Genomic DNA, 19,694 nt, shown 5'->3' on the forward strand with positions numbered 1-19,694 from the left:
ACGGATCATGCACTGGCACAAGCCGTCCATGTCCCCCCTTCCACAACGCCGTCCCGATGGACGGCGGAGAAGGCAGAACCGCAGGTGGGAGGCGGTGCGAGGGGTGGCGGAACAGGGAGGAGCGGCGTCGATACGGAGAGTAGTGGGGCGGGCCTGTGAACGGCGGGTGGACGGTGGCGGACACCCGTCGAACAGAACCGTCCCCGGGGGCGGGCCCTTGCTGCGTGCGGGTGGGCCGCTGGCGTGGTCGGCGCCGCCCCGGCCGTGCCCGTGCGTACCGTGAGCGCATGGGCGTGCGAGTGGAGCGGGTGTACGAGGTCCCCGACGGCGGAGTGCGGGTGCTGGTGGACCGGCTCTGGCCGCGCGGCCTGAAGAAGGAGGACGCCGACCTGGACCGGTGGGCCAAGGACGTCGCGCCGTCGGCCGAACTGCGCCGCTGGTTCCACAGCCCGCAGGGGGAGTACGAGGAGTTCGCCCGCCGCTACCGGGCCGAACTCGACACGCCCGAGGCGCGGGACGAGGTGGACGAGTTGCGGGAGCTGGCCGCGAAGGGCGACCTGGTGCTGCTGACGGCGGTCAAGGACCCGGATCGCAGCCACGTTTCGGTGCTGCTGGAGCGGCTGGAACAGTCCGGGTAGCCCGCCCGGCGCGGCGTTCGGCGCAGCACGCCTTGTCGGACATAAGGGCGTAAAAGCGCTGTAATGGGTGTATGAGCCTTCTGCGGGACAACGCCGTTCTCGCCCTCTTCTTCTGCCTCGGACTGGGCTACCTGGTCGGCAAGTTGAGGATCGGCCCGATCCAACTCGGCGGCATCTGCGGCGTTCTGATCGTGTCGATGCTGGTCGGCGCGCAGCACGTGTCGGTCAACGCCGACGTCAAGAACGTGGCGTTCGCGCTGTTCATCTTCTCGCTCGGCTACATCGCAGGCCCGCAGTTCTTCGCCAACATGAACGCCAAGGGCCTGCGGTTCGGCGTGCTCTCGCTGATGGAAGCGATCGTCGTCATCGCGATGGCCCTCGGCTTCGCCAAGATCTTCGACCTGGACGTCGGCACCGCCGCCGGCATCCTGGCCGGCGCCGCCACCGAGTCCGCCGCCGTCGGCACCGCACAGGACGCGATCGCCAAACTGCCCGGCGTCACCGCCGACCAGGTCACCCAGCTACAGGCCCACGTCGCCACCGCGTACTCCGTCTGCTACCTGTTCGGCCTGATCAGCATCGTCCTGCTGACCAGTCAGCTGTTCCCGATGCTGATGCGGATCAACCTGGCCGAAGCGTCCCGCGCGCTCTGGGAGAAGATGCGCGGCGGGGACAGCGGTCACGAGCCGGGGGAGGAACCGTCGCTGCCCGCGCTGGTCGGCCGGACCTACCTGGTGTCCCAGGGTGAAGGCGCCCGGGTCAGCCAACTCCAGGAATCCTCCGGCCAGTTGGTCACCATCGAGGCGATCAGCCGGGGCGGCCGCAAGCTCGACCCCGACGACGACCCGGTGCTGCGGCGCGGAGACCAGGTCCTGGTGGTCGGCCGCCGGGCCGCCGTCATCGACACCGGCCACGAACTCGGCCCCGAGACCAGCACGCCCGGCCTCGACCGGGCGCTGGCGGTCCGGCAGGTCGTCGTCACCAACAAGCAGGTCGCCGGACACCCGCTGAACGACGTCCGCGACCGGGACAGCCAGGCCACCGGCGGCGTCTTCCTCACCGACATCCAACGCGTCGACCACCACGTGCCCGCCGTCGGCGAGACCGAGGTCCACATTGGCGACACCCTCACCGTCGTCGGCGCCCCCTCCAAACTGGACCGGTTCGCGAGCCGGGTCGGCGCCGTCGTCCGGCAGGACACCGCCGACTGGATCTACCTCTCCCTCGGCATCTGCCTCGGCGTCCTGCTCGGCAAGGTCAACGTCCGCCTCGGCGACATCAACCTCACCCTCGGCACCGGCGGCGGCTGCCTGATCGTCGGCCTGCTGTTCGGCTGGCTCCGCTCGCTGCGCCCCACCTTCGGCGCCTACCCGCCCGCCGCCGCACAGACCATGAAGGACCTCGGCCTGGCGATGTTCATCGCCGTCACCGGCATGGCCGCCGGCCCCGACGCCGGCCCGCTGCTCAAGCAGTACCCGGCGCTGCTGCCCGCCGCCGGCATCCTGATGGTCGCCGTCCCGGCCTTCCTCGGCCTGTTCCTCGGCCGCAGGCTGCTGAAGATCGAACCGCCGATCCTGATCGGCGCGATCGCCGGCCAGCAGTGCTCCACCCCCGCCATCACCGCGATCGGCAACGTCGCGCAGAGCAGCGTCCCGATGCTCGGCTACACCATCACGTACACCATCTCCAACTTCCTGCTGCCGCTGACCGGCCCGCTGCTGGTGGGTCTGGTCGGGCTCTGAACTTCCCGGGCCGCACCGGAACTTCCGTCCCGAACGCGAGGAGAGACGAAACCCATGACGAAGCCGTCGATCGGCCGCGAGGAGATCCACCGGCTCGCCCGGCTGAGCCCGTTCGAGCTCAAGGGCGAGTTCGTCCGGCTCGCCGAGCACTACCAGGCCGACCGGCCCGGACAGAAGGAGAAGAGCACCGCCCACATGCTCAACGCCGGGCGCGGCAACCCCAATTGGATCTGCACCGGCCCGCGCGAGGCGATGCTCGCCCTCGGCCACTTCGCCCTCGGCGAGTCCCGCCGGGTCTGGACCGCCGACAACCTCGGCGGCATGCCCGAACGGGTGGGCATCGCCGGACGCTACGACCGGTTCGCCCGCAGCCACCCCGACCTGCCCGGCATCGAACTGCTCACCTCCTGCATCAGCCTCGCCGTCGACCGCTTCGACCTCGACCGCGACGCCCTCGTCCACGAACTCGCCGACGCCGCGATCGGCGACAACTACCCCGTGCCCGACCGGATGCTCACCGGCGCCGAACAGATCGCGGTCGGCTACCTGCAGGACGAACTGATGGACCACCGGCCGCCCGCGGACCGCCTCGACCTGTTCGCCACCGAAGGCGGCACCGCCGCGATGTGCTACATCTTCGACTCCCTGATGAAGAACGGGCTGCTGCACAAGGGCGACCGGATCGCGCTGATGGTGCCGGTCTTCACCCCCTACATCGAGATCCCCGAACTCGACACCTACGAGTTCGACGTGGTGCGGATCGAAGCCTCCTCCTTCGCCGAGGCCGGCGTCCGGGAATGGCGCTACCCCGCCGAGGAGGTCGCCAAGCTGGCGGACCCCGCGGTCAGACTGGTCTGCCTGGTCAACCCCAGCAACCCGCCCTCGCTGGCGCTCTCCCGGCGGGTCGCCGACCAGATCAAGGAGATCGTCGCCGGCTCGAACCCCGGCCTGGTGATCGTCACCGACGACGTCTACGGCACCTTCGTCAACCACTTCCGCAGCCTCGCCGCCGAACTGCCCCGCAACACCCTGCTCGTCTACTCCTACTCCAAGCACTACGGCTGCACCGGCCACCGCCTCGGCCTCATCGGCCTGCACCGCGACAACGTCATCGACGAGGCGCTCGCCGCCCTCCCGCAGACCGAGAAGGACCGCCTCGCCAAGCGCTACCGCAGCCTCAGCCTCGACCCCGGCGGCATTCGTTTCATCGACCGCCTGGTCGCCGACTCCCGGCAGGTCGCCCTCAACCACACCGCCGGACTCTCGCTGCCCCAGCAGGCCCAACTCACCCTGTTCTCGCTGTTCGCGCTGCTCCCCGAGGGCAGGGCCTACAAGGCGAAGGTGCAGGCCATCGTCCACCAGCGCCTCCAACTGCTGCTGGAGGGCTCCGGAATGAAGATCTCGCAGGACCCGGAGCGGGCCGGCTACTACGTCGAACTCGACCTGCTCGCCGAGGCCGAACGCACCTCCGGCGCGGACTTCGCCGCGTTCCTGGAGACGACCTACGAACCCACCGAGCCGCTGTTCCGGCTCGCCGAACAGACCGGCGTCGTCCTGCTCAACGGCGGCGGCTTCGACGGCCCCGAATGGTCGGTGCGGGTCTCGCTGGCGAACCTCGACGACCTCGACTACCTGAAGATCGGCCACCACCTGAAGGCCATCCTCGACGAGTACCGGGCGGAGTGGCAGGCCGCAACAGGCAACTGACGTGCACCGACGGACGGTTGGGGCGGAGGGCGTCGGTGAACATGGGCGGGCGGCGTGACCGGCGCGGTTCCGGATCCGACGCTCTCCGTCCCGAACTGCACTGCGCGCGAGCCCAATTGACCGCCGGCCGCCGGTCGGCACCCGTTACGATCGCGCCATGACTGTGGACGGACGGATAGCAGAAGCGGAACTCCATTACGAGCGAGCCGTGTTCGGCGGCGACAGCAGCACGCTCGGACCGGCCGAACGCGGACTCGACGGCGTCGAGGCGGACCTCGCGCTGGCCCGGGGAAAGCTCCTGCACGCCCGCTTCCTCGACGAACGGGTCGAGGACGCCCGGGAGTCGGAACTCTTCGCACGGGCCGCCGAGCTGTTCGCCCGGCTGGGCGACGAACGCGGCGAAGCCGAAGCACTGTTCTGGATCGGCACGTTCCACCAGGTGGTCCGGGACGACAACGAGACCGCGCTGCCGACCTTCCGCCGCGCCCGCGAACTGGCCGCCCGGGCCGGCGACCGCCTCACCCTCTCCTACGTCCTGCGACACCTCGGCTTCGTCGACCACATGGCCGGCCAACTCGACGCCGCCCGCGCCCACTTCGAAGAATCCACCCGGCTCCGCCGCGAACTCGGCTTCCTCCCGGGCGTGGCCGCCAACCTGATCGGCCTCGCATTCCTGGCCGCCCAGCAGGAGCGGCCCGAGGACGCCGCAGCGCTGCTCGCCGAGGCCGCCGAAATCGCCGAGAAGAGCGAGGCGCACGGCGTGCTGCGCGGGGTGGCCGACGCCCGGGCGAAACTCGGCCTGGCCTGACAGGCCGGTCTCACACCTGGGACGGCCTTCCGGCCGTGCCGGTTCGGCGCACGGGCGGGCAGTGCATCGAATTTCCGTTCCCGGTCGGGGGCGTGACCGGGGCGGTGAAAGTGCACCCGGAATTCCGGGCGGGGTGGAGAACGAAAAGGCCCGCACGGGTCCGGGGACTCCCTGCATGAATTCCCGGTCCGGCCGGCCCGGGCGGCCGGCGGGGAGGCCGGTCGTTCGCGTGCCCGACGGCCGGGGCGCCGTCCCTGTTTGTCCAGGTGGTGCGGGGCGGCGCATGCTGGAAGGGACCAACCGGGCTCCGAGGAGTGCGTGATGGAGATCAGGGGACCCAACGGGGTGATCGCCGGGGTCGACGGGTCGGTGCCCAGCAACGAGGCCGCCGAGTGGGCGGCCCGCGAGGCCGAGTGGCGCGGCGAGAGTCTGCACCTCGTGCACGCCGTCAACACCGGTACCGTCACCCTCTCGCCCCGTACCGGGACGACCGTCACCGACCTGATACTGCGCGAGGCGGGAGAACTGCTGGATGCCGTGCGGGCCGAGCTGGAGGCCGCGCACCCGGGGCTGCGGATCACCGGCGACGTCGTTCCGCGGGACGCCGCCGAGGCCGTGCTGACCGCCGCCGAGCACGCCGGACTGGCGGTGCTCGGCACCCGTGGGCACGGCGGGTTCGCGTCGCTGCTGCTCGGCTCGGTCAGCCTTCGGGTCGCCGCGCATGCCGCCTGCTCCGTGGTGGTGGTGCGCGGCACCGAGCATCCCGACGGGCCGGTGCTGGTCGCCGTGCACGACGAACGGGACGCCGCCGCGCTGCGGTTCGGCTGCGAGACGGCCGCCCGGCGGGGCCTGGCGGTGCGGGCGCTGCACACCTGGTCGCCGGTGGTCGCCGATGTGGGCCGGATGGCGCCGATGGTCGACGAACTCGGCGAGGAGAGCCGACTGCACGAGCAACTGATGCTGCGCACCTGCGATCCGGTGCGGGACGAGTACCCCGCCGTCGACGTGCAGACCCAGCAGCTGACCGGCGGAACCGCCGCGACCGTGGTGGAGGAGTCCCGTGCCGCCGCGCTGGTGGTGATGTCCCGGCACCAGCCGTCCCCGCGCTTCGGTCTCCGGCTGAGCACGCCCGTGCACGCCGTCCTGCACCACGCGCAGTGCCCGGTGGCCGTCGTTCCGGTGTGAGCCGGCTTGGCGGGCGCGGGAGTCGAGGCCCGGGTCAGAGCGCGGCGTCGGCGACCTGCCCGGTCGCGTTGTCGCAGACCGAGACCCGGGCCCGGACGACCTGCGGCAGGGCGGAGTGGAAGACGTTGGCGAAGCTGCCGGAGGCGTCGGTGGCGGTGGTCTGCGGCGGCGACGTCTCGGTGGTCTCGGGCATCCGGCCGTCGGACAGCCGGTACCGGATCTGCACGCTCGCGTTGGGGGTGAAGTGCCTCCCGTGGGTCAGCACGGCCCGGTGGTCGGGGAGGGGCCTGAGCTGCGTCTCCGGGAGCACGATCCGGTAGGGGCCGTTCCAGCGGAAGTCGGGGCCGCAGTCGCGCCAGAAGAAGTGGAGCGAGTCGCGGACGCGGGCGACGAGTTCGAGGTTGCCGGGGGTGTCGTAGTTGGACTGGATCATGGTGATGGCGTCGACGCGGCCGAGGTCCTGGGCGAAGGTGTGGGCTGGGCTCCAGGGGCGGTGGGGGTGGTCGTTGTCGCGGTGGCGGAAGGTGAGGCCGCCGGTTGCGGCGGGGTAGGCGAGTTCGAAGTCGCCGTGTCGGCCGAAGCGGGACTGGAGGAGGACGGGGTTGCCGGTTGCGCCGTCGGTGATCCGGTGGGGGCCGTGCCAGGTGAGGTCGGGGCCGCAGTCGCGCCAGAAGTGGTGCAGTGAGTCGCGGACGCGGGCGACGAGTTCGAGGTTGCCGGGGGTGTCGTAGTTGGACTGGATCATGGTGATGGCGTCGACGCGGCCGAGGTCCTGGGCGAAGGTGTGGGGTGGGCTCCAGGGGCGGTGGGGGTGGTCGTTGTCGCGGTGGCGGAAGGTGAGGCCGCCGGTTGCGGCGGGGTAGGCGAGTTCGAAGTCGCCGTGTCGGCCGAAGCGGGACTGGAGGAGGACGGGGTTGCCGGTTGCGCCGTCGGTGATCCGGTGGGGGCCGTGCCAGGTGAGGTCGGGGCCGCAGTCGCGCCAGAAGAAGTGGAGCGAGTCGCGGACGCGGGCGACGAGTTCGAGGTTGCCGGGGGCGCCGAAGTCGGACTGGATCACGGAGACCGCATCCACCTGTCCGGCCGCCCGGCCGAACTGCAAGGGGGTGCCCCAGGGCTGGTCGGGGTGGTCGTTGTCGCGCCGGTCGAAGAGCAGTCCGTCGCCGAGGCCGGCCGGGACGATCAGCTCGAAGTCGCCCCTGCGGCCGAAGCGGGACTGGAGGAGGACGGGATTGCCGGAGACCCGGGACATGGCTCACTCCCTCTCTCGTCCGGGCGGGCCCGTCGCCACATGACGGGCCCGTCCGGTACGCGCCCGGCTGCCGCCGGCGGGGCGGGGCTGCCGGTTGGTGCAGCAACGATCCGGCGGGGCTGTCGGTGCGGCAAGGGCAGGTCACGGCGGACCATCCGATCGGCGTAATAGGTCGGTTGGTCGTACGTCGGACAAGCCGATGAGGCAACGGCCCGGTTCCGGCCGTGAAGTGACGGAGCCTCGGAAAAAGGATTCGGCGGGGCGTCAGCTCGGTTCGGCGAGGGGAGCGATCAGGCGGCGGAAGGCCGTCTCGGCGAGGTCGGCGGCGCCGGCCGGGTCGGCTTCGCCCGCGGCCCATGCCTCGACGGACACGCGCATGGCGGCGTTGGCGGCGGCTGCCAGCAGGCGGATGTCCAGGCTGTCTGCGGGCCGGTCGGTGAGCGTGGCCAGTACGGGGCGCAGTGCGGCCTCGGCGTCGTGCTGGGTGCGGTGCCAGACGTCGCGCAGCGCCGGGTCGTCGGGCATCGCGCGGAGCAGGCCGCGAGTCCAGGCGAGGGCGGCGGCCGGGCGGCCGGGGGAGGGGGTGAGCGAGCCGCGGGCGGAGTCGAGCAGGGCGGGCAGCAGCGGGGTGCCGGGGGCGGTGGCGGCGAGCAGTTCGACCCAGTGGCGGGAGCCTTCGGCGAGCAGCGGGGCGACCGCGTCCTCCTTGGTGCGGAAGTAGCGGTAGAAGGTGCGCAGCGAGACGCCGGAGGTGCGGGCGATGTCCTCGGCGGTGGTGCCGTCGGCGCCGCGTTCGGAGAACAGGCGGGCGGCGGTGAGGGCGATCTCCTGCTCGGTGGCGGCCTTGCGGCGCTCGGTGAGCGAGAGGGCGGGGCGTGCGGGTTCGGCCATGGTGTGTCCCCGGATGCGGTGCGGCTGGGCGGTACTCAGGGTAGCCGCCAGGGCGTCATGGGATGCGGTTGTGGCACAACGTGCCATGTTGACGTAACGTGCATAGCGAGAGGTCGGGGCCGCACAGCCCGACCCGCCGCACGACAGGGAGACCCCCATGAACCGCTTCGAAGGCCGCCGCGTCCTGATCACCGGGGCCGGCTCCGGCATCGGCCAGGCCACCGTCCACCGGATCCTGGCCGAGGGCGGCACCGTGGTCGCCGCCGACGTGGTCGAGGCCGGCCTGGCCGCCACCCGCGCCCGGGCCGAGGCCGACGGCACCGCCGGCCGGCTGATCACCAAGGTCGTCGACATCTCCGACGAGGCGTCCGTGCAGGCCGGCGTCGGCGGCGCGATCGCCGACCTCGGCGGCCTGGACGTGGTGGTGAACGCGGCGGGCATCCTGCGCTCCGCCCACACCGAGCAGACCACGCTGGAGTTCTGGAACCGCATGCTGGCGGTCAACCTCACCGGCACCTTCCTGGTCACCCGGGAGGCGCTGCCCGCGCTGCTCGCCACCGGCCGTGGCGTGGTGGTCAACTTCTCCTCCACCGCGACCACCTTCGCCCACCCCTACATGGCGGCGTACGCGGCGACCAAGGGCGGCATCCAGTCCTTCACCCACGCGATCGCCGCCGAGTACGCCAAGCAGGGCCTGCGCGCGGTCTGCGTCGCCCCCGGCTCGATCGCCTCCGGCATGACGGCCGCGCCGGGCCTGCCCGAGGACGCGGACATGTCGTGGTTCGCCAAGCTCCAGCCCGCGATCGGCCAGGGCTTCGCCGGGCCCGAGACGGTGGCCGGCGTGATCGCGATGCTGGCCTCGGACGACGGCGCGTTCGTCACCGGCACCGAGCTCCGCATCGACGGTGGCACCCACGCCTGACGCTCCGTCAACCTGTCCTGCCCGCCGTCCCGCTCCGGGGTGACCGGGGCGGCGGGCCGGAACTTCCCGGGTGGCCGTCGGCGCCGTCGCCGCAGCGTGCATACTTAGCCGGCACGTTCGGCATGGCCGCGCCGAGTCCGGCTGTCATCGGCTCGTGGACGCGCGGCGAGGGGAAGACACGGGGATCACGGCCATGGGGCTGACCAGCACAACGCTGCTGCTGTTCACGATCGAGATCGCACTGGTGGTGCTGGGCGCCACCGTCTGGTGGTGGCCCGCGCTCGCGAAGCGGCACTGGCGGGCGGTCGCCGGCCGGATCGGCATGCTGGTCGGCAGCCAGCTGGCACTGCTCGCGGTGATCGGTCTGCTGGTGAACAACTACTTCTCGTTCTACAGCAGTTGGAACGACCTGCTGGGCACCGGCAAGGACGGCCCGGTCTCCGTGAAGGCCGCCGCCGCACCCGTCGCGCCGGTCGGGAGGACGGTCGCCCCGAGCACCGGTCCGACGGTCGAGCCCGAGCCCACCAACCTGCCGCTGCTGCCCGCCCAGGAGCTCGGCAAGGAGCCCGTCGACACCACCGTCGGGCGCGGTTCGCAGAAGGTCGGCGAGATCCGTTCCGTGCGCATCCCCGGCGCGCGCACCGGCCTGAGCACCGACGGGTACGTCTACCTGCCCCCGCAGTACTTCCAGCCCGGCAACGAGCAGCGCAAGTTCCCCGCGGTCATCGCGATGACCGGCTTCCCGGGCGACGCCAAGGCGCTGATCACCCGCTTCAACTACCCCGGCGTCGCGCTCGACGAGATGCGCGCCGGCCGGATGCAGCCCACCGTCCTCGTTCTGATGCGCCCCTCGCCGGCGATGCCCGCCGACCCGGAGTGCGAGAACGTCCCCGGCGGGCCGCAGGCCGAGACGTACTTCGCCAAGGACGTCCCGCGCGCGATCACCGCCACCTACCGGATCTCCACCGCCCCCACCGCCTGGGGCATCATGGGCAACTCCACCGGTGGCTACTGCGCCGCGAAGGTCGCCATGCGCCACCCCGAGGTGTTCGCCGGCGGCGTCTCCATCTCCGGCTACCTGAAGGCCGCCGAGGACGTCACCACCGGCGACCTGTTCAAGGGCAGCCAGCAGCGCCGCAACGAGGCCGACCTGCTGTGGCGGCTCCAGAACCTGCCGATGCCCGCCACCGGGATCATGCTCAGCGGCGCCGAGAAGGGCGACGGCGACTTCCGCAAGGACGCGGACGCCTTCACCGCCGCCGCCAGGCCCCCGCTCGCCACCGGCGTCGCCTCCGTCCCCGAGGGCGGCCACAACTTCGCCACGTGGATCAAACTGCTCCCCGCCGGCTTCGACTTCCTCTCGGCGCGCCTGAAGCCTTGAAGCCTTGAAGCCCTGAGGCCGCGAAGCCGTGAAGCTGGGAAGCCCCGGTGCCCGGTCGGGCCGGGGGCTTCGGGGTCAGGCCGGGGTGAGGGTGCCGGTGTGCAGCTCGCCGACCCGGCCGGACTCGCCCTCCCAGGTCCAGAAGGCCTTGACGGTCAGCGAGTTGAGGTCCATGACGTGGCTGACGGTGAGGCCGCTGCGCTCGGTCCAGGAGACGAACCAGATGCCCGGGGCGATCGCCGCGGTGTGCAGCGGGACGTCCTCGAACTGGCCGGCGGACTCGCCGAGGCCCTCCCAGCGGAGCCGGGCGCCGTCCGCGGAGTAGGAGTTGCGGAAGGCCGCGCCGTTGTCGACCTGGAAGACGTAGGTGCGGCCGGCGAAGCCCGGCAGAGCGGCGGTCATGTGCGTGGCGGTCCTTCGGGCGGTCGGTGCGGTGGACGGGTGCGGCCGCGTGCGGTCGCACCCGTCCCAACCTATCGGAACGGGCTCGGAACCGGGGTCCGATCAGCAGGCGAAGTCGACGCGGCGGAACGTCACGTAGTGGTCGGCCGTGTAGTAGTCCTCGTGGTGGACCTTGCCGGTGATGATCCGCCGGGTGCCGCGGGTGGAACTGCCCGGGGTGATGACGGTGTACTCGTGGTAGTAGCCGGTCGACTGGGCGGGCAGGACGCCCTCGCGGTTCTGGAAGACCACGCCGTCCTGGGAGTACGGGAAGGGCCCGCCGGCGTCGATCAGGCGGATGGTGTCGCGGCCCTGGCTGGGCAGCGCCGAGTAGCAGACGTTCCCGCTGACGGCCGCGTGCGCCTCGGTGGCGGCCACCGCGGTCGGGGCGAGAGTCAGCAGACCGAGGGCGGCGACCGAGACGGCACGGGTCTTCAACGCGCGTGGAGTCATTCGCATGCCGCCAGTGTGATGCTCCGTCAGCTCCCGCCGGAACCCTTGTCGGGAACACTTCACCTGCGGGTCGCGGCCGGAAAACCTGGACGACGCGCGGCGTACCGCGGCCGACCTTGTGGCGCACCGACACCACCGGGCCGCGCGCCCTGTGGTCCTGACACATGGGTGGCCGGGCCGGCCGCCCCTAACGTGACCTGACCCACAGTCGGACCGCCGACCGGCCCACCCCCACGTGGCAGGCCGCCGGCGGTCACCCGTCAGTCGAAGGAGGACCAGTGCGCCACCCGCTCAGGTCCGTGTTGACAGCCCTGACGGCCGGAGCGCTGCTCGCGCTCGGCCTCGCCCCCACCCAGGCCGCCGCGGCCCCGACCGTCCCCTCGTACCTCGGCCAGGAAGCCGTGTTCAGCTCGCCCGGCAACGGCTGGGCGCAGGTCGAGCGCTACCTGGACAGCACGTCCGGGTTCACGCAGGAGCAGTACCCGTCCGACGGGCGCGGCGACCAGGACGGCGCGCGGGTCACCTACTTCGGCGGGGTGAAGCGCCCGTTCTCCGGCCGGTTCCTGCTGTACAGCGCGCAGGGCTGGAACACCGCCACCGGGACGCCCGTGCTGCTGGTGCACGGCGTCAACGACAACGCCGACCGGGCCTGGGCGAACCCCGGCGAGACCGGCAGCTGCGGTGCGTCCAGCTGCCCGAACACCGGCATGGCGCAGGCGCTGGCCGCCTCCGGCCACCGGGTGTTCGCGATCGGGTTCGCGCACAAGCAGGGCGACAACCTGATGCAGGCCCAGACCGTCGGCGACGCCATCGCCGTGATCAAGGCCCGCACCGGCGCGGCCCAGGTGGACGTGGTGGCCTGGAGCAAGGGCGAGGTCGCCGCACGGTCCTACGTCTCCTCCGTGAAGCCGAGTTGGGGACGCGGCTACGCGGGCGACGTCCGCAGACTGGTGACGCTCGGCGGCCCGAACGGCGGCCTGGACTACGTCTACGCGCACGGCTGGGCGTTCTCGCTCGCCAGCTGGCCGGCCTGCGGCGGCACCGCCAACGCGCCGTCCCCGCACCTGTACATGACCTGCTACGGCACCTACACCGCGCAGCCCTGCCTGGGCGTGCTGCCCACCGGCGGCTACGACTGCTACCCCGGGCAGCGCCAACTGCTGGCCCGCTGGGACGGCCCCTACGGCGTGGACGCCACCATGCAGGACTGGTGGACCACCTACTACGGCGGCCAGGGCTTCTACACCTCCGGCCAGGGCATCCAGGCCGCGATCGACGCCGGCTCGCTGATCAAGCCGCTCCAGCAGGCCGGCGTCCCCGCGACCGTCACCACCTACCTGCTGGCCGGCGGCTCCGCCGACATCCCCGGCATCCTGAACGAGGGCCGCGGCCCCAGCGACGGCCTGGTCTTCACCGCCAGCGCACTGGACACCACCGGCATCGGCAAGGTCGGCGGCACCGCGCTGCTCGGCGGCCTCAACCACATGGAACTGGCCTGGGGGAGCGCGGCGGTGTCCCAGGTGACGACCTGGCTGTCCTGAACGACGGGGGCGACGGCGGCAGTTGCCGCGCCGTCGCCCCGGCCGGTCGGTGTCGGGCGTCCGCACTACAGTGCCGGGCATGACGACGTCCCTGCTTGCCCTCGTCCGCGACCACGCCGCCGTCGCCGACCACCTCCGCTGGCCGGGGGAGTTCGACCTCTCCCGCACCGAGCACGTCGAACCCGTCCACCTGGCGTCCGGCCTCCGCCTGGAGCCGTTCGCCGGGGACGGCGGGGGCGGGACGTACTTCTTCTGCGGGGAGGGCGGCGAGGGGCGGCCGGTCCTGTTCGCCGACTCCGAGGGCGGCGCGGCCCTGCTCGCCGTCGGCCTGCCCGAGCTGCTGCGCCTGCTGCTGGCCGCGCCCTGGTGGCGCGACTGCCCGAACTGCACGCCGGAGGAGAACGCGGAGGCCGCAGCCGAGTACCTGGAGGACGAGCCCGAGCTGCTCGCCGACCGCGACACCGTCGCCGCCGCCCTCGGGCTCGCCTGCCCGACCCCCGCCGAGGCGCTCGCCCGGCTGCACCGGACCGCCACCGGCATCGGACGCGAATTCGACCTGATCCACACCCCCGAGGGCACGTCGTACCGGCCGCTGATCGGCTGACGTACTCGCCGCGGGGCGGGCCGGCGGCGGGTGGACGGGCCGTGGCTGCGGTCCGTCAGAGGGCTGCGCCGAGGCGGGCGGCGACGGACTGCATGAGGGGGACGAGGGCGGCGGGGCCGGACTGGGCCTCAAGGGCGTGGACCCGGGCCTGGGGGCCGGAGACGGAGAGGGCGGTGGGGGTGGGGGCGCCCGGGACGGCGACGGCGAGGCAGCGGACGCCGATCTCCTGCTCCTGGTCGTCGACGACGTAGCCGGACTCGCGGGCGGCGGCGAGCTGGGCGAGCAGGGCGGCGGGGTCCGTGACGGTGTGCGGGGTGTGGGCCTGGAGCGGGCCGGGGCCGAGCAGGGCGCGGGCCTCGTCCTCGGGGAGCTGGGCGAGCAGCGCCTTGCCGACGCCGGTGCAGTGCGGCTGGGCACGGCGGCCGACCTCGGTGAACATCCGCATGGAGCGCCGGGACTGGACCTGGCCGACGTAGACGACCTCGCAGCCCTCCAGGACGGCGAGGTTGGCGGTCTCGCCGGTGGCCTCCATCAGCTCGGCGAGGAACGGGCGGGCCCAGGAGCCGAGCAGCCGGTTCGCCGTCTCGCCGAGGCGGATCAGGCGCGGGCCGAGGGTGTAGCGGCGGGCGGAGTCCTGGCGGACGTAGCCCTGGGTGAGCAGGGTGCGGACCAGGCGGTGGATGGTCGGCATCGGCAGGCCGGAGGCGGCGGAGAGTTCGCTGAGAGTGGCGATGCCGCCGGCGTCGGCGAGCGCCTCCAGGAGCAGGAAGGCGCGTTCGACGGACTGCACCGAGCCGGTGGTGCGTTCGGTGGGGCTGCTGGCCACGGGGCGGATCCTTCGTTGAAATTCTGCATCGCGGAAACTAATCTCCACTGTACAGAACGGAATAGCGGATCAGCCCGAGGAGTGTGCAGCCCATGGCAGCAGATCAGGGTTCGATTGTTCCGGGCGTGACGGTCACCGGCCCGCCGGTGGAGCGCGCCGAGGAGGTGCTGACCCCGCAGGCGCTGGCGTTCGTCGCGGGCCTGCACCGCGCGTTCGACGGCCGACGGCGGGAGCTGCTGGCCGCGCGGGCGGTGCGCCGGGCCGAGATCGCCCGCGCCGGCGCCCTCGACTTCCGGCCGGAGACCGCGGCCGTCCGGGCGGGGGAGTGGCAGGTCGCACCCGCGCCGCCCGCCCTGACGGACCGCCGGGTGGAGATCACCGGCCCGATCGACCGCCGGACGACCGTCAACGCGCTGAACTCCGGCGCGCAGGTGTGGCTCGCCGACTTCGAGGACGCCACCGCCCCCACCTGGGCGAACGTGGTCTCCGGGCAGCTCAACCTGATCGACGCGTTCGAGCGCCGGATCGACTTCACCGACACCCGCGGCAAGGCGTACGCGCTGAAGCCCGCCGCCGAGCTGGCGACCGTCGTGGTGCGCCCGCGCGGCTGGCACCTGGACGAGCCGCACCTGGCGGTGGACGGCGCCCCGGTGGCCGGCGCGTTCGTCGACTTCGGCCTGTACGTCTTCCACAACGCGGCCCGGCTGCTCGCCCGGGGCCCGCAGGACCCCAACTCCGGCCCGTACTTCTACCTCCCGAAGACCGAGAGCCACCTGGAGGCCCGGCTCTGGAACGAGGTCTTCACCCACGCGCAGGCCGAACTCGGCGTCCCGAACGGCACGATCCGCGCCACCGTGCTGATCGAGACCATCACCGCCGCGTTCGAGATGGACGAGATCCTGTACGAACTGCGCGAGCACGCCGCCGGGTTGAACGCCGGACGGTGGGACTACCTGTTCTCGATCGTGAAGAACTTCCGGGACGCGGGCGCACGGTTCGTGCTGCCCGACCGCAACGGCGTCACCATGGCGTCCCCGTTCATGGCCGCGTACACCCGGCTGCTGGTGCGGACCTGCCACCGGCGCGGCGCGCACGCGATCGGCGGGATGGCCGCGTTCATCCCGTCCCGCACCGACCCGGAGGTCAACGCGGCGGCGCTGGCGAAGGTCCGGGCCGACAAGGAACGGGAGGCGGACGGCGGCTTCGACGGCACGTGGGTCGCCCACCCCGACCTGGTGCCGGTGGCCCGGGCCTGCTTCGACGCGGTGCTCGGCGAACGCCCGCACCAGAAGCAGAACCCCGGGTCGGCGGAGGACGTGACGGCCGAACAGCTGCTGAACGTGGCCGGAGCGCACGGCAGTTGCACGTCCGCCGGGCTGCGCAACGCCGTCCAGGTCGGCGTCCGGTACATCGAGGCGTGGCTGCGCGGGGTCGGCGCCGTCGCCATCTTCCACCTGATGGAGGACGCCGCCACCGCCGAGATCTCCCGCTCGCAGGTCTGGCAGTGGATCCACAACGGGGTGGAGCTCGCCGACACCGGTGAGAAGGTGACGGCGGCGCAGGTGCGAGGCCTGCTGTCCGAGGAGCTCGCCGCGCTGCGCGAGGACACCGGCCCGGGCCGGCGGTGGGACGAGGCCGCCGCGCTGTTCGAACAGGTGGCGCTCGGCGAGGAGTTCCCGGAGTTCCTCACGCTGCCGGCGCTCGCCCTGCTCGACTGAGAAAAGGGCGCGGGAAAACCCGGGTGCGGGTGGCGGCGGGGAACGGATAAGGTCACTCTCGTCCAGGTGCGCAGGCAGGGGTTACTTCCACTGTCAATGGGCAGGTCGCGGGTTCGAGTCCCGTCGTCGGCTTCGGGCCGGTGTAGCTCAGTCGGTAGAGCAGCTTCGTCACCTCCGCCGCTCTTGTTCTCTGGACACCAAACTTCAGCATGACTGCCACCTCCCGGTGCGCAGGCGCCGGTTACTTCCTGCAAAGAACCCACCGGCACCGTTTTTGATCTCGGGAGGGCAACCGCGCCGGGGCGTCCGGTGCGCAGGCGGGGGTTACTTCTGGATCTGGCGGTTCCGGGTTCGAATCCCGGTCGGTCGTACGCGAGTGCGGCCGGTAGCTCAATGGACAGAGCACCGGACTGCCACCTCCGCCGACGCCGGTCCCACGAGGCCGGTATTCCTCGGACGCCCTGGTTCGGCCTGCCCGCCCGCAGGAGGAGTTCCCATGTCCCGCTTCAACCTTCGCCGTTCGAAGAACACCGCCCCGGCCGCGACCACCCCCGCCGGCCCCCGCTCGCCCGTCCGCACGACCGGGCAGACCGTCGGCAACCACCAGGGCGGGCCGGGACACCTGCGCGACGAGAAGTCCGAACTCTTCCTGCTGGCGGTCGCCAACCTGGTCGGCCAGGACACCTTCTACGAGCGGGGCGGCGACCGCGACGACCGGTACACCGCGCTGGTGCGCTCACTTGCCGTCAGCGACCCCGAGTGGACGCTCGGCCTGCTGCGCTGGCTGCGCTACGGCGCCGCGATGCGCACCGCCTCACTGGTCGGCGCCGCCGAGTTCACCCGCGCCCGGCTGGACGCGAAGCTCCCCGGCCACTCCCGGAAGGTGATCGACGCCGTCCTCCAGCGCCCCGACGAGCCCGGCGAACTGCTCGCCTACTGGACGTCCCGGTACGGGCGGGCGCTGCCCAAGCCCGTCAAGCGCGGCGTCGCGGACGCCGTCGGCCGGCTGTACAACGGCCGGGCGCTGCTCAAGTACGACACCGCCACCAAGGGCTTCCGGTTCGGCGACGTGCTGGAACTGACCCACCCGGTGCCGCGCGCCGACAAGCCGTGGCAGAGCGAGCTGTTCCGCTACGCGCTGGACCGGCGGCACCGCCCCGAGACCGCGGTTCCGCCGGCCGGCGACGCCCTGCTGAGCGCCCATCGCGCGCTGCTGGCCGTCCCCGTGGAGGAACGCCGCGCGCTGGTCACCGGCCCCGACGGCGCGCAGCGGCTGGCCGAGGCGGGCATGACGTGGGAGGCGCTGGCCGGCTGGCTCCAGGGCCCGCTGGACGCCGCCGTCTGGGAGGCCGTCATCCCGTCCATGGGCGTGATGGCGCTGGTGCGCAACCTGCGCAACTTCGACCGGGCCGGAGTGTCGGACGAGGTCGCCGAGCAGGCCGCCGGGCGGATCGCCGACAAGGGCGAAGTCACCCGCTCCCGGCAGTTTCCGTTCCGCTACCTGGCCGCCCACCGGCACGCGCCGTCGCTGCGCTGGGGCCGCGCGCTGGAGACGGCGCTCAAGCACTCGCTGGCCAACGTCCCCGCGCTGCCCGGCCGTTCGCTGATCCTGGTGGACCGCTCCGGCTCGATGTTCGACCGGCCGAGCGCGCAGACCCAGCTCAACCGGGCCGACACCGCGGCCGTCTTCGGCGCCGCCCTCGCCCTGCGGGCCGCGGACGCCGACCTGGTCGAGTTCGGCACCGACAGCCGGGCGATCCCGATCCGGCGCGGCGACGCGGTGCTCAAGGTGCTGGAGCGGTTCGGCGACCTCGGCGGCACCAACACCGCCGAGGCAGTGCGCACGCACTACCGCGGCCACGACCGGGTGGTGATCGTCACCGACGAGCAGGCGTACGGCAGTCATCGGCACGATCCGCTGGAGTCCGTCCCCGCGCGCGTTCCCGCGTACACCTGGAACCTGGCGGGCTACCGGGCCGGCCACGCCCCGTCCGGCGCCGCGAACCGGCACACCTTCGGCGGCCTGGCCGACGCCGCGTTCCGGCTGATCCCGCTGCTGGAGGCCGGGCGGGACGCCGCGTGGCCGTGGGAGAACAACCGCAGGTAAAACCGGGGCAACGTCAACGGCCGGACGCTGCACGCCGATTGACGCCGGGATTCCGGTTCCCGCAAGCTGGTCACTCGTTCGATGCGACCTGAACGGACCTGCTCGCACCTCCCATCCAGGCTCCCGCGTGCGGCGTCCGCGCGTGCCGCGGAGCACCGGCGAAAGGACGAACCGTGAGGACCATCTCCCGACTGCTGGGCACGGCCGCGGCGGCCGCCGCCCTGCTGGCGGTCGCCGCCCTCCCCGCGTCGGCGGCCACCGCCGACTTCACCGCGACCGGCACCGGCGCGAGCGTGCCCCTGGCCGTCCAGTCGGCGCAGAACCGCGCCCTCAAGCAGGCCGTCGCCGCCGGGTTCACCGCCGCCCAGTGCGTGGGCACGGACGCGTCCGCCTGGTTCGACGGCGAGCTGTGGCACGCGGACTCGGGCGTGCACTGCGTCAGCTGACGCCGCGGTCGTCACCGCCCGAACGGCCGGTGGTGCTCCGAACCACCGGCCACCAGCGCGTCGCCGAGCGGGGAGCGGGCGTAGAGGACGGAGCGGCCGGACCGGGTGCGGGTGAGCAGGCCGGCGGTGGCGAGGGCGGACAGGTGGCGGCTGACGGCGCCCGGGGTGACCGCGAGACGGTGGGCCAGGGCGGTGGTGGAGGCCGGCTGGTCCAGCAGCGCCAGCAGCCGGGCCCGCGGCGGGCCGATCAACTCGGCCAGCGCGTCCGGGACGTGGGGCGGCGGGGTCTCGCCCATCAGGGCCTTGCCGCGGGCCGGATAGCTGATCACCGGCGGCTCGTCCGCGTCGATGACGGTGTGCGCGCCCAGCGACGTCAGGCTCGGGACCAGCACCAGGCCGCGGCCCGCGACCGGCGTGTACCGGCCGCCCAGCGCCTTCACCCGCGGATCCGGGTCGTCCAGCCGCAGCACCCCGCCCTGCCACGACAGCCGGTGGTCCAACTCCGCGAACAGGCCCTCCGCGCCGCGCTCCGCGAACATCCGCCCCCGGTACGCCAGATCGGCCTCCAGCACGGTCCGCGCCCGCGGCCACCACTGCGGCAGCAGACAGCGCTCCCAGTACGCCCGCAGCTGCGCCACGCAGCGCGCCAGCAACTCCGCCGGATCGTTCAGCAGCGAGGCCACCGGCTCCGGAATCGGCGCCCCGTCACCCCGGTACGCGGCTGTGAAGTCCTTCGCCACCGTCTCCGGGGGCGTCGCCGCCACCACTGCCAACTCGCTCTCGAACGAAGGCCGTTGAAAGGTCGGTCGGGGCGTCAGGAAGTCCGCCATCCAGGCCCGCGGCGTCACCAGGACGTCCAGCAGCGCGGAGTCCAGCATGCGGTACTCCCGCTCCCAGGACTCCAACCAGCGCCGCTGGAAAGGGTACTTGTCCACATGGCGGCGCAACCGCAGGCTGAACACCGCCTCCTGCAGCGGGGAGTACGTGAACCAGGTGGTGGCGAGGTCGTCCACGCCGAGCGAGAACTCGAACATT

General features: G+C 72.5%; 18 protein-coding genes. 12 read left to right on the forward strand and 6 right to left on the reverse strand.

Annotated features, from left to right (window positions below; all coding sequences use genetic code 11):
- Nucleotides 1-287 precede the first annotated feature (287 nt).
- The 5 genes from ACIQF6_RS03600 (at nucleotide 288) to ACIQF6_RS03620 (ending at nucleotide 6,080) form a co-directional block, all read left to right on the forward strand.
- The gene (locus tag ACIQF6_RS03600) at nucleotides 288-638 is read left to right on the forward strand and encodes a DUF488 domain-containing protein (protein WP_400889656.1); all 351 of its coding nucleotides are present in this window, start codon (nucleotides 288-290) and stop codon (nucleotides 636-638) included.
- Nucleotides 639-709: 71 nt separating this feature from the next.
- Complete coding sequence (aspT, locus tag ACIQF6_RS03605) at nucleotides 710-2,380, forward strand: aspartate-alanine antiporter (protein ID WP_400889658.1); 1,671 nt, start codon at nucleotides 710-712, stop codon at nucleotides 2,378-2,380.
- Between the two features lie 54 nt (nucleotides 2,381-2,434).
- Nucleotides 2,435-4,087: a bifunctional aspartate transaminase/aspartate 4-decarboxylase gene (locus ACIQF6_RS03610; protein WP_400889660.1), complete on the forward strand. Its 1,653-nt coding sequence runs from the start codon at nucleotides 2,435-2,437 to the stop codon at nucleotides 4,085-4,087.
- Between the two features lie 157 nt (nucleotides 4,088-4,244).
- A complete protein-coding gene (locus ACIQF6_RS03615; protein ID WP_400889662.1) occupies nucleotides 4,245-4,895 on the forward strand; it encodes a tetratricopeptide repeat protein in 651 nt (216 codons plus the stop codon).
- 321 nt (nucleotides 4,896-5,216) lie between these two features.
- The gene (locus ACIQF6_RS03620; protein WP_400889664.1) at nucleotides 5,217-6,080 is read left to right on the forward strand and encodes a universal stress protein; all 864 of its coding nucleotides are present in this window, start codon (nucleotides 5,217-5,219) and stop codon (nucleotides 6,078-6,080) included.
- Between the two features lie 34 nt (nucleotides 6,081-6,114).
- On the opposite strand, the gene ACIQF6_RS03625 is transcribed toward ACIQF6_RS03620, so the two are convergent.
- Both ACIQF6_RS03625 and ACIQF6_RS03630 read right to left on the reverse strand, forming a co-directional pair.
- Nucleotides 6,115-7,329 carry a hypothetical protein gene (locus ACIQF6_RS03625; protein ID WP_400889666.1) on the reverse strand — a complete coding sequence of 405 codons (1,215 nt, stop codon included), beginning with the start codon at nucleotides 7,327-7,329 and terminating at the stop codon, nucleotides 6,115-6,117.
- Between the two features lie 264 nt (nucleotides 7,330-7,593).
- The gene (locus ACIQF6_RS03630; RefSeq protein ID WP_400889668.1) at nucleotides 7,594-8,220 is read right to left on the reverse strand and encodes a TetR/AcrR family transcriptional regulator; all 627 of its coding nucleotides are present in this window, start codon (nucleotides 8,218-8,220) and stop codon (nucleotides 7,594-7,596) included.
- Between the two features lie 157 nt (nucleotides 8,221-8,377).
- On the opposite strand from ACIQF6_RS03630, the gene ACIQF6_RS03635 reads away from it, so the two are divergent.
- Nucleotides 8,378-9,142, forward strand: a complete 765-nt coding sequence (locus tag ACIQF6_RS03635; RefSeq protein ID WP_400889670.1) for an SDR family NAD(P)-dependent oxidoreductase — start codon at nucleotides 8,378-8,380, stop codon at nucleotides 9,140-9,142.
- A gap of 193 nt (nucleotides 9,143-9,335) precedes the next feature.
- Nucleotides 9,336-10,523 carry an alpha/beta hydrolase gene (locus ACIQF6_RS03640; RefSeq protein ID WP_400889672.1) on the forward strand — a complete coding sequence of 396 codons (1,188 nt, stop codon included), beginning with the start codon at nucleotides 9,336-9,338 and terminating at the stop codon, nucleotides 10,521-10,523.
- Between the two features lie 75 nt (nucleotides 10,524-10,598).
- Here ACIQF6_RS03640 and ACIQF6_RS03645 read toward each other — a convergent pair whose 3' ends face one another.
- Entirely contained in the window at nucleotides 10,599-10,925 is a 327-nt protein-coding gene (locus tag ACIQF6_RS03645; protein WP_400889674.1) for a MoaF-related domain-containing protein, read from the reverse strand.
- A 102-nt stretch (nucleotides 10,926-11,027) separates the two neighbouring features.
- Nucleotides 11,028-11,423 (reverse strand): ribonuclease domain-containing protein, encoded by a 396-nt coding sequence (locus ACIQF6_RS03650; RefSeq protein WP_400889676.1) that lies wholly within the window; start codon nucleotides 11,421-11,423, stop codon nucleotides 11,028-11,030.
- Nucleotides 11,424-11,716: 293 nt separating this feature from the next.
- Between ACIQF6_RS03650 and ACIQF6_RS03655 the strand changes: the two genes are divergently transcribed.
- Nucleotides 11,717-12,958, forward strand: a complete 1,242-nt coding sequence (locus ACIQF6_RS03655; protein ID WP_400889678.1) for an esterase/lipase family protein — start codon at nucleotides 11,717-11,719, stop codon at nucleotides 12,956-12,958.
- A 79-nt stretch (nucleotides 12,959-13,037) separates the two neighbouring features.
- Nucleotides 13,038-13,562, forward strand: coding sequence for a hypothetical protein (locus ACIQF6_RS03660; protein ID WP_400889680.1), 525 nt, complete (start codon nucleotides 13,038-13,040; stop codon nucleotides 13,560-13,562).
- A 55-nt stretch (nucleotides 13,563-13,617) separates the two neighbouring features.
- On the opposite strand, the gene ACIQF6_RS03665 is transcribed toward ACIQF6_RS03660, so the two are convergent.
- Nucleotides 13,618-14,397, reverse strand: a complete 780-nt coding sequence (locus ACIQF6_RS03665; protein ID WP_400890103.1) for an IclR family transcriptional regulator — start codon at nucleotides 14,395-14,397, stop codon at nucleotides 13,618-13,620.
- Nucleotides 14,398-14,480: 83 nt separating this feature from the next.
- Here ACIQF6_RS03665 and aceB point away from each other — a divergent pair, with 83 nt between their 5' ends.
- The 3 genes from aceB (at nucleotide 14,481) to ACIQF6_RS03680 (ending at nucleotide 18,659) form a co-directional block, all read left to right on the forward strand.
- A complete protein-coding gene (aceB, locus tag ACIQF6_RS03670) occupies nucleotides 14,481-16,106 on the forward strand; it encodes a malate synthase A (RefSeq protein ID WP_400889682.1) in 1,626 nt (541 codons plus the stop codon).
- A gap of 496 nt (nucleotides 16,107-16,602) precedes the next feature.
- A complete protein-coding gene (locus tag ACIQF6_RS03675) occupies nucleotides 16,603-18,213 on the forward strand; it encodes a TROVE domain-containing protein (RefSeq protein ID WP_400889684.1) in 1,611 nt (536 codons plus the stop codon).
- Between the two features lie 173 nt (nucleotides 18,214-18,386).
- Entirely contained in the window at nucleotides 18,387-18,659 is a 273-nt protein-coding gene (locus ACIQF6_RS03680; protein WP_400889686.1) for a hypothetical protein, read from the forward strand.
- Between the two features lie 11 nt (nucleotides 18,660-18,670).
- Here ACIQF6_RS03680 and ACIQF6_RS03685 read toward each other — a convergent pair whose 3' ends face one another.
- The gene (locus ACIQF6_RS03685) at nucleotides 18,671-19,693 is read right to left on the reverse strand and encodes a helix-turn-helix domain-containing protein (protein WP_400889688.1); all 1,023 of its coding nucleotides are present in this window, start codon (nucleotides 19,691-19,693) and stop codon (nucleotides 18,671-18,673) included.
- Between the last annotated feature and the right edge of the window lies 1 nt (nucleotide 19,694).

This window comes from Kitasatospora sp. NPDC092948, assembly GCF_044754805.1.
Taxonomy (GTDB): Bacteria; Actinomycetota; Actinomycetes; order Streptomycetales; family Streptomycetaceae; genus Kitasatospora.

Bases quoted from the DNA above. Each gene is read 5' to 3' on its own strand.
- ACIQF6_RS03600 (WP_400889656.1), top strand. From the start codon at position 288: ATGGGCGTGCGAGTGGAGCGGGTGTACGAGGTCCCCGACGGCGGAGTG.
- aspT (WP_400889658.1), top strand. From the start codon at position 710: ATGAGCCTTCTGCGGGACAACGCCGTTCTCGCCCTCTTCTTCTGCCTC.
- ACIQF6_RS03610 (WP_400889660.1), top strand. From the start codon at position 2,435: ATGACGAAGCCGTCGATCGGCCGCGAGGAGATCCACCGGCTCGCCCGG.
- ACIQF6_RS03615 (WP_400889662.1), top strand. From the start codon at position 4,245: ATGACTGTGGACGGACGGATAGCAGAAGCGGAACTCCATTACGAGCGA.
- ACIQF6_RS03620 (WP_400889664.1), top strand. From the start codon at position 5,217: ATGGAGATCAGGGGACCCAACGGGGTGATCGCCGGGGTCGACGGGTCG.
- ACIQF6_RS03625 (WP_400889666.1), bottom strand. From the start codon at position 7,329: ATGTCCCGGGTCTCCGGCAATCCCGTCCTCCTCCAGTCCCGCTTCGGC.
- ACIQF6_RS03630 (WP_400889668.1), bottom strand. From the start codon at position 8,220: ATGGCCGAACCCGCACGCCCCGCCCTCTCGCTCACCGAGCGCCGCAAG.
- ACIQF6_RS03635 (WP_400889670.1), top strand. From the start codon at position 8,378: ATGAACCGCTTCGAAGGCCGCCGCGTCCTGATCACCGGGGCCGGCTCC.
- ACIQF6_RS03640 (WP_400889672.1), top strand. From the start codon at position 9,336: ATGGGGCTGACCAGCACAACGCTGCTGCTGTTCACGATCGAGATCGCA.
- ACIQF6_RS03645 (WP_400889674.1), bottom strand. From the start codon at position 10,925: ATGACCGCCGCTCTGCCGGGCTTCGCCGGCCGCACCTACGTCTTCCAG.
- ACIQF6_RS03650 (WP_400889676.1), bottom strand. From the start codon at position 11,423: ATGCGAATGACTCCACGCGCGTTGAAGACCCGTGCCGTCTCGGTCGCC.
- ACIQF6_RS03660 (WP_400889680.1), top strand. From the start codon at position 13,038: ATGACGACGTCCCTGCTTGCCCTCGTCCGCGACCACGCCGCCGTCGCC.
- aceB (WP_400889682.1), top strand. From the start codon at position 14,481: ATGGCAGCAGATCAGGGTTCGATTGTTCCGGGCGTGACGGTCACCGGC.
- ACIQF6_RS03675 (WP_400889684.1), top strand. From the start codon at position 16,603: ATGTCCCGCTTCAACCTTCGCCGTTCGAAGAACACCGCCCCGGCCGCG.
- ACIQF6_RS03685 (WP_400889688.1), bottom strand. From the start codon at position 19,693: ATGTTCGAGTTCTCGCTCGGCGTGGACGACCTCGCCACCACCTGGTTC.